The sequence below is a fragment of the Chryseobacterium sp. Chry.R1 genome, from assembly GCF_039645525.1.
Lineage (GTDB): Bacteria > Bacteroidota > Bacteroidia > Flavobacteriales > Weeksellaceae > Chryseobacterium > Chryseobacterium proteolyticum.
On record NZ_CP151793.1, the window covers coordinates 2,173,643 to 2,188,578 of the forward strand.

Here is a 14,936-nt window from a genome sequence, read left to right on the forward strand (position 1 = left end):
ATTTAAATGGTTGAATTTATAAAAGGTTTAGATACCACAAAGTAATATTTCATCAAAAAAATCGTTATATTTGATTGATTTTAGAATACTATGAATTTTGTAGAATGTCACGAAGAACCCATCCATATTCCGGGGTATGTACAAAGTTTTGGATACCTGATTGGCATTGATGCAGAATCTCACTTCATTACTTTTTTCAGTGAAAATATAAGGGATATATTTGCTATCGAAGATGTAAACATCCTTTTCGATAAAAATATCAGTGATTTTCCGGAAAGCTTCCAAAGTATTATAGAATCAGAGATTTATAATTCACTAAATACGTTTACAAGACGAGAAAATGAGACGTATTTCGATAAAATATTCATCCACGGAACGGAATATCATTTTTCTGTTTTCCGAAATAGCGGCCGCATCTTTTTAGAGTTTGAGAAGGTTATTGAAAATCCGAATAAGCGGATATCCAATAAGTACGATAACTTTTATATTATAGACAATGCTCAGGAAATCTGGGATCAGCTTTTAAACACACTTTCTAAAATTGTGAATTATGACAGAATGATGGTGTATAAGTTTATGACCGATGGTTCAGGAAAGGTGATTGCTGAAAAAAGAAGTAATGGTACACATAGTTATCTCGGATTGCATTATCCTGAAACGGATATCCCAAGACAGGCCAGGGAACTGTATCTTAAAAAAAGAAAGAGGATTTTCAGTAATGTATATTCTGAAACTGTTCCTATTTTAAGCAAAATACAACAAAATATAGATCTTACATTCGCTGCGTCACGTGGAATGTCGCCTATTCATGGACAGTATATCAAAAACTCCGGAGCTTCTTCAAGTTTTAGTGTTTCCATCATTATCGATGATAAGCTATGGGGATTGGTAACCTGTCAGAATACCGAACCTAAACATATAGATCTGGAAGACCGCGTTCAGGCAGGGATTTTTACAGCATTGGCATCTAATGCCTATTCGTCTTTTAAAACCAAAAGAGAACTGAAGTATCGTCTGGATCTGAATGAAAAATCTGCATTTCTGAAAACAGAGTTTCTGAAACAAAATTCTTTATTCGACTCTCTGGTTCAGAACAGGAAAGAAATTATGAATATTGCAGAAGCAGATGGTCTGGCAATTATTTCGGATGACAATATTGTAAAAACAGGAATTACTCCAGCCCACGCAGTTATTCAGAAAATAGTAAACTGGGCTTACGAAAACACGGATGAAAGTATTTACATTAACCGCAGTTTCCTGAAAGAGTACGGTAATGATCTGGAACTCGACAAAGATACTGCAGGGATTATCATATACTTCATAGACCGTGTTAAGAATGAAATGTTGATCTGGTTCCGACGGGAATTTGACGAACATATAGATTGGGCCGGAAATCCTGAAAAGAAGGTTGATGTTTTCGTTCAAAACGGGGAAGAAAAACAGATCGTTTCTCCAAGAAAATCTTTTGAAGTATTTAAGGAAAACATTAAAGGTAATTCCAAACGATGGAGTTCCAGAAACATAAGCGGAGTACAAGTGGTTCGTGATGTAATTTTAGAAACATCCCACAAGCAATATAACACCATAAAACAGCTGAATGACCAGCTTAAAAAGGTAAATGAGGAGCTGGACAGTTTTTCTTATACCATCTCTCATGACCTGGGAACACCGCTTACCGTAATGAAGCTTAATGCCCAGATGCTTCTTTCTAATTTTGACAAGTCCGAAAAGGAAAAAAACAAGCTAAAGTCTATTATCGAAGAAATTGATAATATGGCAGAGATGATGCATGATGTCCTTCAACTGAGCCGTGCAAAGCACAGTGAAATTGAACTGGAAAGCCTGCAGCCTCATCAGACAATCGAAAAAATTTCTGAGAATGCAAGAATTACTTTCGATAGCCCGAAAACAGAGATTATCATCAAGGAAGCTCCCGAGGTCCTGGCAGATAAAACCATGTTGCACCAGGTATTTTTAAATATCATTAATAATGCCGTAAAATATTCCTCTCATCAGGAGCAACCGACAGTAAAAATCGAAGGGCAGGAAGTGGGAGAAACGGTTGTTTATAAAATTTCAGACAATGGAATCGGAATTCCTGAAGAGGAAAAGCATAAAATGTTTAAGATTTTCAACAGAATGGATAATGCCAAGAAGTTTAAGGGGAATGGCATCGGGCTGTCTATTGTTCATAGAATTATGAAGAGAATAGGAGGGAATGTGGATTATAAAAGTGATAAAGAGGGTACTTCTTTCATTTTAACGTTTAAAAAGCCCTAAATTTGAGGAACTTTTAAATCCATATTATGGTATCTGAATATCTTAAACAAAATACAGCTGAATATCACGATGCTGCTGAGAAACTTTTTAACTCTGAAAAGATTTTTAATAAGACCTTTACTTTAGAAGATTATAAAAAAATCATTCATACGAATTACCTGATGCTTTTGCATTCTGAAGATAAAATTTTCAACAGCCTTCATGACAAGTTTGGTGATAAACTTCAATTGGAACAGAGAGTAAAACTTCCCCTTATCGAAAAAGATCTGGAAAGTCTTGCTTTGGAAAACCAAAAGACATCCCAGAGACTTGAGGTAAATAATGAGCATGAGGCATTGGGAATGATGTATGTAATTGAAGGTTCTACTTTGGGAGGAAATGTTATTGCGAAACAACTTTCTAAAACGGAGGGTTTTGATGAGGTAACTTTCAATTTCTTCGGTTGCTATCAGGAGAACACGGGACCCATGTGGAAAAACTTTAAAGAGGTTCTGGATACTGAAGTTTCTGAAGAGAACTACAACGAGGTATTATCGGGAGCCAAAAAATTATACACTTTTTTACTGAACGTAAATTAATTTCCGGTCTGAAATCCAAATATATCCTTTGCAGATAATTAACTTCCTGAAAGATTGCTCAATTTTTCAGGAATTGTTAAATTTGGGAGTCAAATTTTTAGACTGAACTAAAAATAAATAATTTTAAAAAGTATACATTATGAAAGTAACTGTAGTAGGTGCAGGCGCTGTAGGAGCAAGCTGTGCAGAATACATCGCTATGAAAAACTTCTGTTCAGAGGTAGTTTTAGTAGACATTAAAGAAGGTTTTGCTGAAGGTAAAGCAATGGATTTGATGCAGACAGCGTCGCTTAACGGTTTTGATACCAAAATTACGGGAACAACAGGAGACTACAGCAAAACTGCAGGATCTCATGTAGCAGTAATCACTTCAGGGATTCCAAGAAAACCTGGAATGACAAGAGAAGAATTGATCGGAATTAATGCAGGAATCGTAAAAGACGTTACTGCTAACCTGGTAAAGCATTCTCCTGATGTAATCATCATTGTAGTTTCTAACCCTATGGATACAATGGCATATTTAGTACACAAAACTTCCGGTCTTCCAAAACATAAGATCATCGGAATGGGGGGTGCATTGGATTCTGCCAGATTTAAATACAGATTGGCTGAAGCATTGGAAAGCCCTATTTCTGATGTAGACGGAATGGTAATCGCTGCTCACAGTGATACAGGAATGCTTCCATTATTGAGCAAAGCGACAAGAAACGGAGTTCCTGTAACTGAATTCCTTGATGCTGATCAACAAAAATATGTAATTGAAGAAACGAAAGTTGGTGGAGCTACATTAACTAAATTATTAGGAACTTCAGCTTGGTATGCTCCAGGTGCGGCTGTTTCTGTAATGGTTCAGGCAATTGCATGTGACCAGAAAAAAATGATCCCTTGTTCTTTGATGCTTGAAGGGGAATACAACCAAACTGATATCTGCTTAGGTGTTCCTGCTATTATCGGTAAAAATGGTGTTGAAAAGATCGTAAACGTAACACTTACTGTAGAAGAGCAATTGAAGTTTGCTGAGGCTGCTAAAGCGGTAAGAGAAGTGAACGGAGATCTGAAGTTTTAATTACATTAAACTTTATATATAAAAAACGCGCCCAAAAGGCGCGTTTTTTATGTAGTCTTTTTAATCAATTCTTTCGATCAACATCTTTCTTCCACCCGCATCAATTTCCTGTTTCAAAACCTGGTTGGATTTTGTGTCAATATAAAAAGTCATTTTTACAGCATTGTCAGAAATATCATCTGTCACACTCACCATCCAGACCTCTTTATTGAGAAAAGTTCCTTTTTGTGTATCTGTAATATGGGCCTTCATTAACCTCTTGCTTGATTTCGGATTGTAGTCAAAAATGGCAATATCAGTCTTATAATGATCTTTAAGCGGTAACCACCGGATGATCTGAGGATAGATGTTACTATCGAAAAATCCTCCCTCTCCTTTTTCGTTAATTTCGGTTTTGGTATTGCTTGCTTTGTCTGTATAATATCCGGTTACTGTTTTCCCAAAATGTAAAGCCATGTCCCTTTGTGTGTTGAAAGAAGTATGTTTTATTGGTTTTAATTGAGGAAGCTCTGCAATGGTTTCATCAACCCAATCTGGCTTACCAGTCATTTTTACGGTAGTTTTTACATCCACTGTGGTATTGCTACGGGTAATTTCTGTGTCTATCTTAGCAATTTCAATTTTAGCCCCATCCTTTAAGGCATACCAGATCATTGCTTCTTTTTCATTTTTGATTAAGTTATTGATCACTTCATTCTTTTCAGGAGTCTGAACTTTATCTTGTGCACAAAATAGGGAATTGCCTAATATCATCATGAGAACTGTGCAGGAAAGAAACTTTGTTTTCATAGTATAGTTATTTGTTGGTTATAATCAGTAAGTCACTGAAAATGAACAAATGTTACATTGCTATGAGTATTATGGGACAGGGAGAAATAAAAAACGCACAATTTGTGCGTTTTTAGGTAATCTCTTATTTTTCAGCGTGAAGGCCAATTCGGTTGCCTTCCGTATCTCTAATTACAGCAATATAGCCTGCATTCATTTTCATCGCCGGACTTACGATCCTGCCACCAGCCGATTCTACTTTGTCCAAGACCACCTGGATTTCCGGATAAGCATTGATGTAGACTAATGTTCCTTTGTCCGAAGGCTGATTGTTTTCTGATTTTGATAAAACTCCTGTAATTCTACCCGAGGTAGCCTGCACAACATCAGGGTTATAAGGGAAGAAGGTAAGTTCTTCCTGAGTTTCCGGAATAGAGCGTGTGATCATTTTAATATCTAAAATTGTTTCATAAAATGTTTTCGCCCTTTCCGTATTGATGACCGGAATTTCAAACCATGTAATAACATTGGTGTTTTCGTCAATTTTTTTTAATGCTTTCATAGCTTAATATTTATGGTGTATGATTAAGGCAGCTAATACAATACCAATAGCAGCTATGTTTGAATTATTTTTATTGACAATTTGCAGATTTATTATTTTTTCCTTTCTACAAAATTCCAGACCGCCTTAATGAATTCAGGATTTTTTTCATAATACAGCAGGTGTCCGCCATCAATGGAAACAATTTCTTTATCAGGGAACTTAAAGGATTGATAGTGTTTTGTACCTACAGCCTTATCCTTTTTCCCAGTAATGATCAATGTTGGAACTTTGATGTCTTTTGTAATCGGGGCATAATCTGCATAGTATTCGGGAAATTCTTTAGGCTTTGTAATCACTGCCATCCCAAAGTCAATGATTCTTGGATGTAATGAATCAACCTTATCCATTTCTTTGATCGTTTCAATATCATCCGTAAGGAATCTGAATCCCATTCTTTTGGATCTTAAAGCCTTGCTTAATTTGGAAAGTTCAGAAGAAAGACTGTCTTTTGCAATCTTTTGGTTTTTCAAATGAAGAAGCTCATTGGCATATTCAATCTGTTCTTTGACAGATTCATTATTTAAGAAATGTAAAGTCACATTGGCTAAAATAATGCCTTTTACGTTTTGAGGATATTTTTTAGCATAGCTTACGGCAATAATTCCTCCAAAAGAATGAGCCATTAAGAAAACCTTGTTTAATTTTAGATGCTGTCTTAATTCTTCAATATCCTGTACCATTTTATTCAAATGATAATCATCCGACTTCCCGGATGTTCCAGATCCTCTCTGATCCATATAGACCATAGTAAGATTTTTCTCAAGCTGATTTCCGCCCATCAATTCAAAGGAAGGATATCCTTGCCCGGGACCACCTGGAATATAAATACAGGCTTCTCCTTTTCCTGAAACTTTGTAATGGATCTGTACATGATCACTTGTCTGAAAAAAATCCTCAGATTTGGATTGAGCTGATATAGTATTAATGAATAATAGCAGAGTAAAGAAAATAAATTTCATGTATTCAATTTTATACGAATATAACATTTTATACCAGGTATTTATTACACCTCTTTTATCTTAAGAGATAGAAGATAGGTCTCTGTACTTTTAAAATAATCCAGCCAGATCTTGTAGGATTATATTTCTACGGTTTTCGGTACCTTAAATAACAAAACCACAGCCCATATTTGCAGAATAGTTTGAGCAACATTTATAATTCCAAGAACAGGATCTGCTAAAAAATTCATTATCACAATTGGGATTGCAAGAGTTCCTAAAATTAAAAGAACCAAAAGGACATATTTTATCCATTCTGTACCTTTTCCTGCTAAATATCCAATTCCAAAAATGATTGCAATTGTTACTACAGCTGTAAATATTGCAGAACCTGAACTAAGAGATTCATAGGTCCAGATCATATTACCGACACCTAACGCAGCTGAAAGATAAATTAAGTTAGCTGCTTTCATATGGTTAGAGTGGGGAATGACCTCTGCTTTTTCTTTTTCAGTTGTGATCAAAGAATTCTTTCGTTCAATTTCTTCAGAACTGAATTCTCTCCCTCTGGATTCCAATATATCAAAAGCATACAGAATAGCTTGAGGCACAACCTTAGTATCCGGTTTTATATATTTTTCAAGCTCCTGGCTTGACATTTTTTCTAAGACATTTTTATTGACACTCATTTTAAATCAGCTCGTAGTTTTTAAGAACGCAAATTTAATAAAACCTCCCTTTTAAAATAAACAAATCTGAATAATAAATAGATTTCAGCTAAAAGACTGAATATACTTTTGTGTAGCCGAAAAAGAGGGTGTGTTTATAAAAATAAAAGCAGCGAATTTTCTTTATGTAAAATTGAAAGTAGTGAAAAATTATATTCTATATTTCTGAACTTATAATTAAAATATTATTAAAAAATATTGTAAATACTTCTTTCACTAGTAATAAAATTTATTTTTGAACTGTCTATAATGATAGACACCTTAATTCAATATGAAGCAAAAATTATTTTTTCTCTTATTCATCGTATATGCATTTTCGCACGGACAAAAAATAGAACTCGGGAAATCATATCCAAATCTGTCATTTGATGGATCTTCTGATGCTCATTATCATTTGAATTTGAAAAAAGGAGATATTTATCTCTTTACAGTTTATCAAAATAATATAGATGTTGAAGTTATACTTATGGATTCATCAGGGAAAAAAGTTGCTTCTGTAGATCTTGCAGACGGTAACAATGGTTATGATAAAATGGAGTTTTCACCCGAAAAAGATGATTATTACAAGCTGGTTATTCGTTCTGTTGAAAAAGAGAAAAAACCAAATGGGGTGATTGGAATTACTTCAAAAAAACTGACCAAAAATGAATTGAAAAACCGGGAGAAGGTAGCTCTTGGTCTGAAGAAAGAAAATGCTAAAGATATCATGACTGTAGATGTCATGCATTTTTGGGAAGCATATGATCAGTTGAAGCTGGCAAAAAGTAAACAGGATAGCATAGATGTTATCCAAAAAATATATCTGGACCGCGCAACAGATGGGCTTAGGGAATTTGAGAAAGTAAGGTACTTTTCTGCAGAGTTTTTTGTTGAACGGATAAAAAAATACAGTAAATTCTATACTAGTGTCAGAAACAATACCATGATAGCCATGCAGATGGAAAATATAGGATCAGTGATCACTGAATTCAAAAAATGGTATCCGGAAGCAAAACCTGCTAAAATCTGTTTTGTTATTGGCCCTATGTCAACAGGAGGAACAATTTCGGGTAATTATATATTGATAGGCGTAGAAATGCTTGCTGGAAATAAGGATTGTGATATATCTGAAATAACGAATGAAAACCTAAAAGCGGATATTTTATCCCGGAATAATGAATCGGATGTGGTTGATTTTATTAAAGAAACAGCGGTTCATGAATACATCCATACCCAACAGAGAAAAACTGATAAAAATGCATGTGAATGCATTCTTCTGGAACATATCATAAAAGAAGGCGTGGCATCATATATTTCGGAGAAAGTATTGTTGGAAAAAAAGAACTATAACAGCAGAGCATTTATGTATGGTAAAGAAAATGAGAAAAGACTTTGGAATGAGCTCAAAAATGAGTTATGCACAAAAGATTTTAGTAACTGGCTTTTTAATGCTTCTGTCAGCAAGGACCGGCCGGGAGATCTTGGTTACAGAATGGGCTACAATCTGGCCGAAGCCTATTATGAAAATGCCACAGATAAAAAATCCGCTTTAAAAGAAATGATCGAAATGGAAAATCCACTTCTGTTTCTTGATCAGAGTAAATATGACCTAAAGTTCAGATAAGTGAAATAAAAGCATCAAAATTACCGCGCTAAAGTAAAGAAATAGATACCAAGATAAACCTAAAACCACGAGATGAAAAGAACTACATTATTGATATTCAGTGTTATTACAGTGTATTTTTGTTCTACCAACCAAAAGCTTAGCCCGGAGAATTCTTTCGAAAAAGATGTTGAGAAAGTGGCAGACAGTATTAAAGTGAACGATATTGTCATTAAAAACCTTTTCAAATATCAGATACTGGCGCATCACAATAATTCTTTTGATGAAAAAATGATTGTTCAAAAGGTGTATCATCCTCATAAAAAGCTTTGGGATAGTTGCTATGCTATGATCTTTGGTGAAAAAAATGCTTCGTTATACAATACTCCGGAAGGAATGGTTGAATGGAATAAAACACTTTATCCCAAACATAAAGCTGAGTTTGACCGTAAAACAAAAGAATTGCTAAAGGTGAATATCAACCGTGTGCTGACAACTAATTTGAAGAAATTTGGCAGAATGGTTCCATACCAGCCTAAAGCAACTATTAGTATACTTTTCAGCCCACTAACAGGAATTGGTTTTGGAGGTTGTAATGCCGGGCAATTTGCTCTTGAACTCAATAATAAAAATATTGATCCTGAATTTATACTCGAGAAAGGGTTGCCTCATGAACTCAATCATTTGGTATATGAAAAGTTCAGAAATAAGGATAAGGATAAAAATTCAGCATTAAGCCAGACTATTGATGAGGGTTTTGCCTGTTATTTTACCTGGGTATTTTTCGAAGGAAAAATGGAGAAGCATAATGCAGTAGAAAATATGTCCCAGGAAAACTGGACATGGTATCTAAATCATGAAAAGGAAATCTTCACCAATGTAAAGCCTTATTTTGAGGATACCTCCGGAGATAATCCATTGTTAAGAAATGATCGGAAAAAGCTTTTCCCCCAAGCTCCCAAAACTTTAAATTACTGGCTTGGCTTCAGGATTGTAGAAAAATATGTAGAAAAGCATGGACCTGAATCGTGGAAGGATATATACAAACTGACCCCTAAAGAGGTGCTTGGCAAAAGCGGATACGAAAAATATATAGCTACGTTGTAAACATTTTTTTATTGAAATCATTTCAACAAAAAAGAGTGGGTACCCACTCTTTTTTCATATCATTAATAGACGCATCCACATCCTGTTTCCCATTCCTGGCAGAAACGTTTGGGTTCATGACATCCACCTATTGGGCCACCACCTGTTTTGGGAGTTTTATAACATACATCACCACTACAGTAAGTATCATAACCAGGACCCGCCGGAGGACAAACGCCATCGAGGCAAAATGCATAAGCTGTATCACCGCCGCTGATCAATACCAGATCTCTTCTTGATAATTTCTTTGAATTTTTCATAGTAATAGTATTTTAATTTATTGATTACTAATATACTAAAATTATTAAGGCACTTGTTTGTGAGTTATTAATTTGTGTTGAAAAACTGATTTGTTTATAAAAAAATGCTGCTCCTAAATTGGAAACAGCATGATTAATATATTTACGATGCAATAAAAAGTCTTTATGCAACAGGATGATTTTGTATCACATGACCGGAGCTGGTTCCAAATAATACGGACTGACTGTTGGCGATTACCTCATGGGGCGAACCCAAGTTAACGCACTTATTTTATTCAGTAGCTGAATTTCATCATCACCAAGTGTTACAGACAGAGATTCTAAATTATCACTAAGCTGATTTGTATTTTTGGCTCCCAAAATAGTGATTGTTGATAATAAGCTGTATTGATGCTTTTGACGAAGCCATGCCAGGGCAATCTGGCTAGCCTTTACTCCTTTTTCAGAGGCAATTTTTTCAAGAGCATCTAAAATAGCCGTTTCACGAGGTCCTGCTTCATCCTTTACCAGATAACCATTCCATTCTTTTTTACGGGAATTTTCTAAAGACTCGGGATGACGGTATTTTCCTGTCAGCACGCCTCCTGCAAGCGGAGACCAGAAAGCAACTCCAAGCCCTAATGCTTCGGCCATAGGCAGAAGATCTCGGTCTGGTGTGCGTTCAATTAAATTATATTCAATCTGTATTCCTGCGATAGGTGACCATCCCCGTAAATCGGCCATGAGAGAGGCATTGGCAATTCGCCATGCAGGGAAGTTAGAGAAACCTGCATATACTATTTTTCCGTCTCTCACCAGATCATCGAAACCGCGAACGATTTCTTCGATGGGAGTTTGCCCATCTGAAAGATGTGCCCAGTAAAGATCAATATAATCTGTTCTGAGCCGCTTGAGGCTTGCCTCTACAGAGTGAATGAGATTCTTGCGACTGTTTCCGGAAGTGAGTAAATCCTTTCCACCCATGGTATATTTTGTAGATAAAACCAGATTCTGACGTTTGCCCGCAATCATTGTACCAAGTAGTTCTTCCGATTCGCCGGATTGATAGCTATCCGCAGTATCTATGAAATTTCCTCCTGCTTCAATGTAAGTGCCAAATACTTTTTGTGCTTCCTCAGGTAAAGAACCATAACCACGGCGTGTGCCGAATGTTCCGGTTCCCAAAGCTAATTCGGAAACCCGAAGTCCGGTTTTACTTCCAAAAATTTTATATTTCATTATCTGATTATTTATTGAATACCTCGAAAGCGCCTTCTGAGCCTGCAAAGAAATTGCTGTAAACCATTTCGGTATTTCCGACGCGAACTTCAAAGGTATCTTGCTCAAGGGCTTTTACAAGATCTTCAGCAACAACAGATGCCGGAATGCCGTTTTCACGGCCACCGATCTCTACAGAGAAGTCTGTGTCAACCAAAGGAGGCATAAGCTCAAAAACCTTAATGCCCGTATCTTTTGCCAGTTCATATCTCAATAATCTTGTATAGGAATGTAAAGCTGCCTTGGAATCCGAATAGGTGGGCACATGAGATCCCGGAATAAATGCAACAATTGAGGATACGTTAACTATTGCCGCGTTGTTTTGCTGTTTCAGTAAAGGGAGTAATTTTTCAGTAAGTCGGATAGGAGCAAAGTAATTGGTTGTAAATTCTGCAATCGCTTTAGTATAGGTGTCAGAAGAGTCCGATAAAGTATAAGCATATGCATGGCCGGCATTATTAATCAGGATGTTCAATGTCCCAAAATTGATTTTGATCTCTTCTATCAGACGATTGATGTCATTTTCATCAGTGATGTCTGCCTGAATAGTGAATACATTTTCCAATCCCTGAGCAGCATTGTCAAGTTTTTCTTTGTTTCTACCTACAATAATAATTTTATTGGACGGATTTAACAATTTTGCGATTTCTAAGCCGATTCCTGATCCTCCTCCTGTGATAAGGATGGTGTTGTTTGTAATGTTCATAACTGTTGGTTTAAAATATTTATTTTATATTGTACTATTTAGTACAAAATTGTTCAAAAAAATTTAATCAAGCACTTTCAAATTCATTTCAATGATTGATCGAAGTGTTTTAGATGAATTCTCCATACGTCTTGTAACATGAAGTCCATTCCATAAATTGGTGAGATGCCACGCAAGAATTTCGGGATCTTCTGCATTTTTTATTTGTCCGTTGTCCTGGGCTTTTTTGATCGATTTTTTAAAGGTCTGCTGAAGCTTTTTCAGAAGCCCGCCTGAGATGTGTTTGGCTTCAATATCTTTTTCGGATAGCTGTACTAAAGCATTTCCCAGATAACAACCTGTCTCTCTATCGCAATCAGGTTTTTTGGAAAGCTGGAAAAAAAATGTTTTAATCAATTCAATTTCATTATCAGAATTTGAAAGCTGCTGCTCAAATCTACTAAGAAAACCTTCGGAAAACTGTTCAATGGAACGTACATAAAGCTCCTGTTTTCCTCCTTTAAAGGCATGATAAAAACTTCCTTTTCCTATCCCCATCGCATTAAGCAATTCGTCTGCAGAAGATGCATCGTATCCCTTTGCTCTGAAAACTTCAGTGGCCTTTTCAATTGCCTGATGCTCGTCGAATATTTTAGGTCTTCCTGCCATGATGAATGATTTAACAGAGCAAAGGTATGTAATTGTACCGTTCGGTACAAAATGGAATTTGTAATATCTTTAATTGATTTTGTCGATTGAGTTAAAAATGAGAGCATCTCTTTTTCGTCCAAACAATAAACAGAGCCACTAGCAGAAAAGATATATTTATACCACTTTGTCCTGCTTCTCCCCGTGAAATATGAAATACACTTGCGAAAATCATCAGTATAATTATTCCATATGCTGTGTATAAGGTAAGCCTTGATTTGAGTGTTATCAGATCAGGAAGAAGAATCCCGATCGCAGCCACCGCATCAATAATTCCTGTTACCAAAACCAAACTACGGTTTTGTTCAGTCCATGGCCACATTTGAGCTAATGTTTCAGCAGGCTGGAATAATTTCATATAGGCTGCCCAAAGTAGTGAAACGGATAAAAAGATTTTTGCAGCCCAAATGGTAATGTTTAAAATTTTTGAGGTTTTCATTTCTAATGATCTATTGATTTTAATGATTCAAAATTACTTACATTTGTTATGCGGCCATGGTTACTTTCCCTTTGGATAGTACTTTCCGGCCGGAAAGTAATAATGAAATCAATAAGTTATGCTGGCAAAAGGAGGATGCCCCAAGACAATGCTTTCTATTAAGGATGCTCTTGAAGCAGTAGAAGGAAAGTGGAAATTATTAATTTTATTTTCTTTATCTGAAAAACCCAAAAGATTTGGCGAACTTTCTAAAGAAGTAACCGGTATTACAGATAAAATTCTGTCCAAAGAGTTGAAACTTCTGGAGGTAAATAAACTGATAAAAAGGGAAGCTTTTGATACTGTTCCGCCTAAAGTAGAATATTCCATTACAGAGCACGGCATGTCCCTTGAAAAAGTTTTGGACGAGCTGCACTTCTGGGGACTTTCTCACCGATCAAGAATTCTAAGTGAATGGTAGAGCTATAAGACATCAAAGCTCATGTATATTGCTGTTTCCGTAGAGTCATTATAGAGTTTTGTATTGATCCCAGTAAAACTAAATCCTGCACGCAGATAAAATTTTATGGCAGGGTAGTTGGTGTTTTGGGTTTCCAGTTCTACGATTCTGCAATTTAAATCCCGGGCTTCTCTGTTTGCCTTTTTAATCAGTTGTTTTCCAATATCCTGTCCTCTAAACTTTTCACTGATTAAAATATTTTCAATGTAAAAACTATTATTCCACTCCCGGAATTCAGCAATAAGCCAGCCTACAAGTTCACCATTGATAAAGGCCCCGAAAGAGTGTCCCTGCTTTATAACCTCATTGAGATCATTAATCTCATCAGGACCTGTTTCCCAGGTTTTTTTATAATGCTGTTTTTTCTCTCTTAATGAAAATTCAAAAGTATTACCCATCGCAATGGCGGAAACAACAAATATCGTATCTGTCTCATATCCATTAAGTCCCCAATTGACTGTTGGGTCAGATATCAGTTTTTCTAACTTCTTAAATTCTGTCATTTGAAAGGTCTATCGGTTAGCAATATTATTTTCATAAAAATCAGTAAATCTTTCAAGGAGATCATCGGGATTTTCCCTGTCAAATTGACCAAATCCCAAAGTCATGATATGCCCTGAAACAAATTGTGAAAATACTGAATTGAAATTCTCAATATAGGTTTCGGCATGCCCTTGTAACTGTATCTCTGCTTCGATCATTTTTGTCCAATGTGGAGGGGTCTCTTCATTCTTTGAATAAGTAAGATAAGGTAAAATAAAAGGGACGAACTTCTGATATTGTTGATATTTATTAGGATCCAGGCTATCATTTGGCCAAACCCTGAATTGTTTTAATCCCAGGTTATCAGATTCTACTACGATTGCAGTTTCATTGTTGGCAACTTCTGTGATCACTTTTTTTTGCTTAAGAAAAATCGAAAACCAGGCAAGGTCCCATGCCGTTGCTCCATTTTGATTAACAAGATAATAAGGGTGAAAAATAGAATCTATTGCAATGAAACCTTGATTACCAACGGTATTTCTTATAATTTCCGAAACTGCTTCTTTATCTGAAATTTTCTGCATTGGATTACCATTGATAAAACCATAGATATAATGAGAGTTCCAGAGAGAAGGATCAAATGAAGGGTCATTATCTTCTTCTTGATTAATTGCTTGTGAATGCATTTTTGTGATATTAGGTCAGGATTAATATTCGTCTATTTCGGCACTTGAAAATTATTGTAATTTTTTGATAATTCCATTTCCGAAATTTTTATTTTTTACTTTGTTCTTAACTCAGGCTCAAAAAATCTAATAATCCGTTTTCACTTTTTTTATACTAAATCTTATTTTCATATCGCATATGCAGCCGTTCAATAGAAAAAGACTGGTATGGAGAATATCTTTAGACTCA

Annotated in this window: 17 protein-coding genes; 6 read left to right on the forward strand and 11 right to left on the reverse strand. The window is 35.7% G+C overall.

The window, feature by feature from the left end; genetic code table 11:
- Positions 1-90 precede the first annotated feature (90 nt).
- The 3 genes from AAEU33_RS10040 to AAEU33_RS10050 all read left to right on the forward strand — a co-directional run bounded on the left by AAEU33_RS10040 (position 91) and on the right by AAEU33_RS10050 (position 3,924).
- Complete coding sequence (locus tag AAEU33_RS10040; protein WP_345992418.1) at positions 91-2,280, forward strand: ATP-binding protein; 2,190 nt, start codon at positions 91-93, stop codon at positions 2,278-2,280.
- A 26-nt stretch (positions 2,281-2,306) separates the two neighbouring features.
- Positions 2,307-2,858, forward strand: a complete 552-nt coding sequence (locus AAEU33_RS10045) for a biliverdin-producing heme oxygenase (RefSeq protein WP_172279866.1) — start codon at positions 2,307-2,309, stop codon at positions 2,856-2,858.
- A gap of 139 nt (positions 2,859-2,997) precedes the next feature.
- Positions 2,998-3,924 (forward strand): malate dehydrogenase, encoded by a 927-nt coding sequence (locus AAEU33_RS10050; RefSeq protein ID WP_172279865.1) that lies wholly within the window; start codon positions 2,998-3,000, stop codon positions 3,922-3,924.
- 60 nt (positions 3,925-3,984) lie between these two features.
- On the opposite strand, the gene AAEU33_RS10055 is transcribed toward AAEU33_RS10050, so the two are convergent.
- The 4 genes from AAEU33_RS10055 to AAEU33_RS10070 all read right to left on the reverse strand — a co-directional run bounded on the left by AAEU33_RS10055 (position 3,985) and on the right by AAEU33_RS10070 (position 6,923).
- On the reverse strand, positions 3,985-4,713 hold the full coding sequence (locus tag AAEU33_RS10055; RefSeq protein WP_345992420.1) for a hypothetical protein: 729 nt from the start codon (positions 4,711-4,713) through the stop codon (positions 3,985-3,987).
- A gap of 124 nt (positions 4,714-4,837) precedes the next feature.
- Positions 4,838-5,254 carry a VOC family protein gene (locus AAEU33_RS10060; protein WP_172279863.1) on the reverse strand — a complete coding sequence of 139 codons (417 nt, stop codon included), beginning with the start codon at positions 5,252-5,254 and terminating at the stop codon, positions 4,838-4,840.
- 92 nt (positions 5,255-5,346) lie between these two features.
- Positions 5,347-6,255, reverse strand: a complete 909-nt coding sequence (locus AAEU33_RS10065) for an alpha/beta hydrolase (protein WP_345992422.1) — start codon at positions 6,253-6,255, stop codon at positions 5,347-5,349.
- 119 nt (positions 6,256-6,374) lie between these two features.
- On the reverse strand, positions 6,375-6,923 hold the full coding sequence (locus AAEU33_RS10070; protein ID WP_345992424.1) for a hypothetical protein: 549 nt from the start codon (positions 6,921-6,923) through the stop codon (positions 6,375-6,377).
- 310 nt (positions 6,924-7,233) lie between these two features.
- On the opposite strand from AAEU33_RS10070, the gene AAEU33_RS10075 reads away from it, so the two are divergent.
- On the forward strand, positions 7,234-8,565 hold the full coding sequence (locus AAEU33_RS10075) for a DUF2268 domain-containing putative Zn-dependent protease (protein WP_306613869.1): 1,332 nt from the start codon (positions 7,234-7,236) through the stop codon (positions 8,563-8,565).
- A 72-nt stretch (positions 8,566-8,637) separates the two neighbouring features.
- Positions 8,638-9,651 carry a DUF2268 domain-containing putative Zn-dependent protease gene (locus AAEU33_RS10080; protein ID WP_345992426.1) on the forward strand — a complete coding sequence of 338 codons (1,014 nt, stop codon included), beginning with the start codon at positions 8,638-8,640 and terminating at the stop codon, positions 9,649-9,651.
- A gap of 62 nt (positions 9,652-9,713) precedes the next feature.
- Here the strand turns inward: AAEU33_RS10080 and AAEU33_RS10085 are convergent, their stop codons facing one another.
- From AAEU33_RS10085 to AAEU33_RS10105, 5 genes are all read right to left on the reverse strand, one after another.
- The gene (locus tag AAEU33_RS10085) at positions 9,714-9,950 is read right to left on the reverse strand and encodes a hypothetical protein (protein ID WP_172279854.1); all 237 of its coding nucleotides are present in this window, start codon (positions 9,948-9,950) and stop codon (positions 9,714-9,716) included.
- A 234-nt stretch (positions 9,951-10,184) separates the two neighbouring features.
- Complete coding sequence (locus AAEU33_RS10090; protein WP_345992428.1) at positions 10,185-11,168, reverse strand: aldo/keto reductase; 984 nt, start codon at positions 11,166-11,168, stop codon at positions 10,185-10,187.
- A gap of 7 nt (positions 11,169-11,175) precedes the next feature.
- Complete coding sequence (locus AAEU33_RS10095; protein ID WP_273648810.1) at positions 11,176-11,913, reverse strand: SDR family NAD(P)-dependent oxidoreductase; 738 nt, start codon at positions 11,911-11,913, stop codon at positions 11,176-11,178.
- Positions 11,914-11,976: 63 nt separating this feature from the next.
- On the reverse strand, positions 11,977-12,561 hold the full coding sequence (locus AAEU33_RS10100; RefSeq protein ID WP_345992430.1) for a TetR/AcrR family transcriptional regulator: 585 nt from the start codon (positions 12,559-12,561) through the stop codon (positions 11,977-11,979).
- A 91-nt stretch (positions 12,562-12,652) separates the two neighbouring features.
- Positions 12,653-13,039 (reverse strand): DoxX family protein, encoded by a 387-nt coding sequence (locus tag AAEU33_RS10105; protein WP_345992433.1) that lies wholly within the window; start codon positions 13,037-13,039, stop codon positions 12,653-12,655.
- Between the two features lie 118 nt (positions 13,040-13,157).
- Here AAEU33_RS10105 and AAEU33_RS10110 point away from each other — a divergent pair, with 118 nt between their 5' ends.
- Complete coding sequence (locus AAEU33_RS10110; protein WP_172279846.1) at positions 13,158-13,499, forward strand: helix-turn-helix domain-containing protein; 342 nt, start codon at positions 13,158-13,160, stop codon at positions 13,497-13,499.
- Positions 13,500-13,501: 2 nt separating this feature from the next.
- Here the strand turns inward: AAEU33_RS10110 and AAEU33_RS10115 are convergent, their stop codons facing one another.
- Together AAEU33_RS10115 and AAEU33_RS10120 are read right to left on the reverse strand one after the other, a co-directional pair.
- Positions 13,502-14,041 (reverse strand): GNAT family N-acetyltransferase, encoded by a 540-nt coding sequence (locus AAEU33_RS10115; RefSeq protein WP_345992435.1) that lies wholly within the window; start codon positions 14,039-14,041, stop codon positions 13,502-13,504.
- 9 nt (positions 14,042-14,050) lie between these two features.
- On the reverse strand, positions 14,051-14,707 hold the full coding sequence (locus AAEU33_RS10120) for a hypothetical protein (protein WP_345992437.1): 657 nt from the start codon (positions 14,705-14,707) through the stop codon (positions 14,051-14,053).
- Positions 14,708-14,936 lie beyond the last annotated feature (229 nt).

Excerpts from the sequence above, each read along its gene's own strand:
- AAEU33_RS10120 (WP_345992437.1), bottom strand. The coding sequence starts at position 14,707 with ATGCATTCACAAGCAATTAATCAAGAAGAAGATAATGACCCTTCATTT.
- AAEU33_RS10050 (WP_172279865.1), top strand. The coding sequence starts at position 2,998 with ATGAAAGTAACTGTAGTAGGTGCAGGCGCTGTAGGAGCAAGCTGTGCA.
- AAEU33_RS10075 (WP_306613869.1), top strand. The coding sequence starts at position 7,234 with ATGAAGCAAAAATTATTTTTTCTCTTATTCATCGTATATGCATTTTCG.
- AAEU33_RS10080 (WP_345992426.1), top strand. The coding sequence starts at position 8,638 with ATGAAAAGAACTACATTATTGATATTCAGTGTTATTACAGTGTATTTT.
- AAEU33_RS10115 (WP_345992435.1), bottom strand. The coding sequence starts at position 14,041 with ATGACAGAATTTAAGAAGTTAGAAAAACTGATATCTGACCCAACAGTC.
- AAEU33_RS10110 (WP_172279846.1), top strand. The coding sequence starts at position 13,158 with ATGCTGGCAAAAGGAGGATGCCCCAAGACAATGCTTTCTATTAAGGAT.
- AAEU33_RS10095 (WP_273648810.1), bottom strand. The coding sequence starts at position 11,913 with ATGAACATTACAAACAACACCATCCTTATCACAGGAGGAGGATCAGGA.
- AAEU33_RS10100 (WP_345992430.1), bottom strand. The coding sequence starts at position 12,561 with ATGGCAGGAAGACCTAAAATATTCGACGAGCATCAGGCAATTGAAAAG.
- AAEU33_RS10070 (WP_345992424.1), bottom strand. The coding sequence starts at position 6,923 with ATGAGTGTCAATAAAAATGTCTTAGAAAAAATGTCAAGCCAGGAGCTT.
- AAEU33_RS10105 (WP_345992433.1), bottom strand. The coding sequence starts at position 13,039 with ATGAAAACCTCAAAAATTTTAAACATTACCATTTGGGCTGCAAAAATC.
- AAEU33_RS10090 (WP_345992428.1), bottom strand. The coding sequence starts at position 11,168 with ATGAAATATAAAATTTTTGGAAGTAAAACCGGACTTCGGGTTTCCGAA.
- AAEU33_RS10045 (WP_172279866.1), top strand. The coding sequence starts at position 2,307 with ATGGTATCTGAATATCTTAAACAAAATACAGCTGAATATCACGATGCT.
- AAEU33_RS10065 (WP_345992422.1), bottom strand. The coding sequence starts at position 6,255 with ATGAAATTTATTTTCTTTACTCTGCTATTATTCATTAATACTATATCA.
- AAEU33_RS10040 (WP_345992418.1), top strand. The coding sequence starts at position 91 with ATGAATTTTGTAGAATGTCACGAAGAACCCATCCATATTCCGGGGTAT.
- AAEU33_RS10060 (WP_172279863.1), bottom strand. The coding sequence starts at position 5,254 with ATGAAAGCATTAAAAAAAATTGACGAAAACACCAATGTTATTACATGG.
- AAEU33_RS10085 (WP_172279854.1), bottom strand. The coding sequence starts at position 9,950 with ATGAAAAATTCAAAGAAATTATCAAGAAGAGATCTGGTATTGATCAGC.
- AAEU33_RS10055 (WP_345992420.1), bottom strand. The coding sequence starts at position 4,713 with ATGAAAACAAAGTTTCTTTCCTGCACAGTTCTCATGATGATATTAGGC.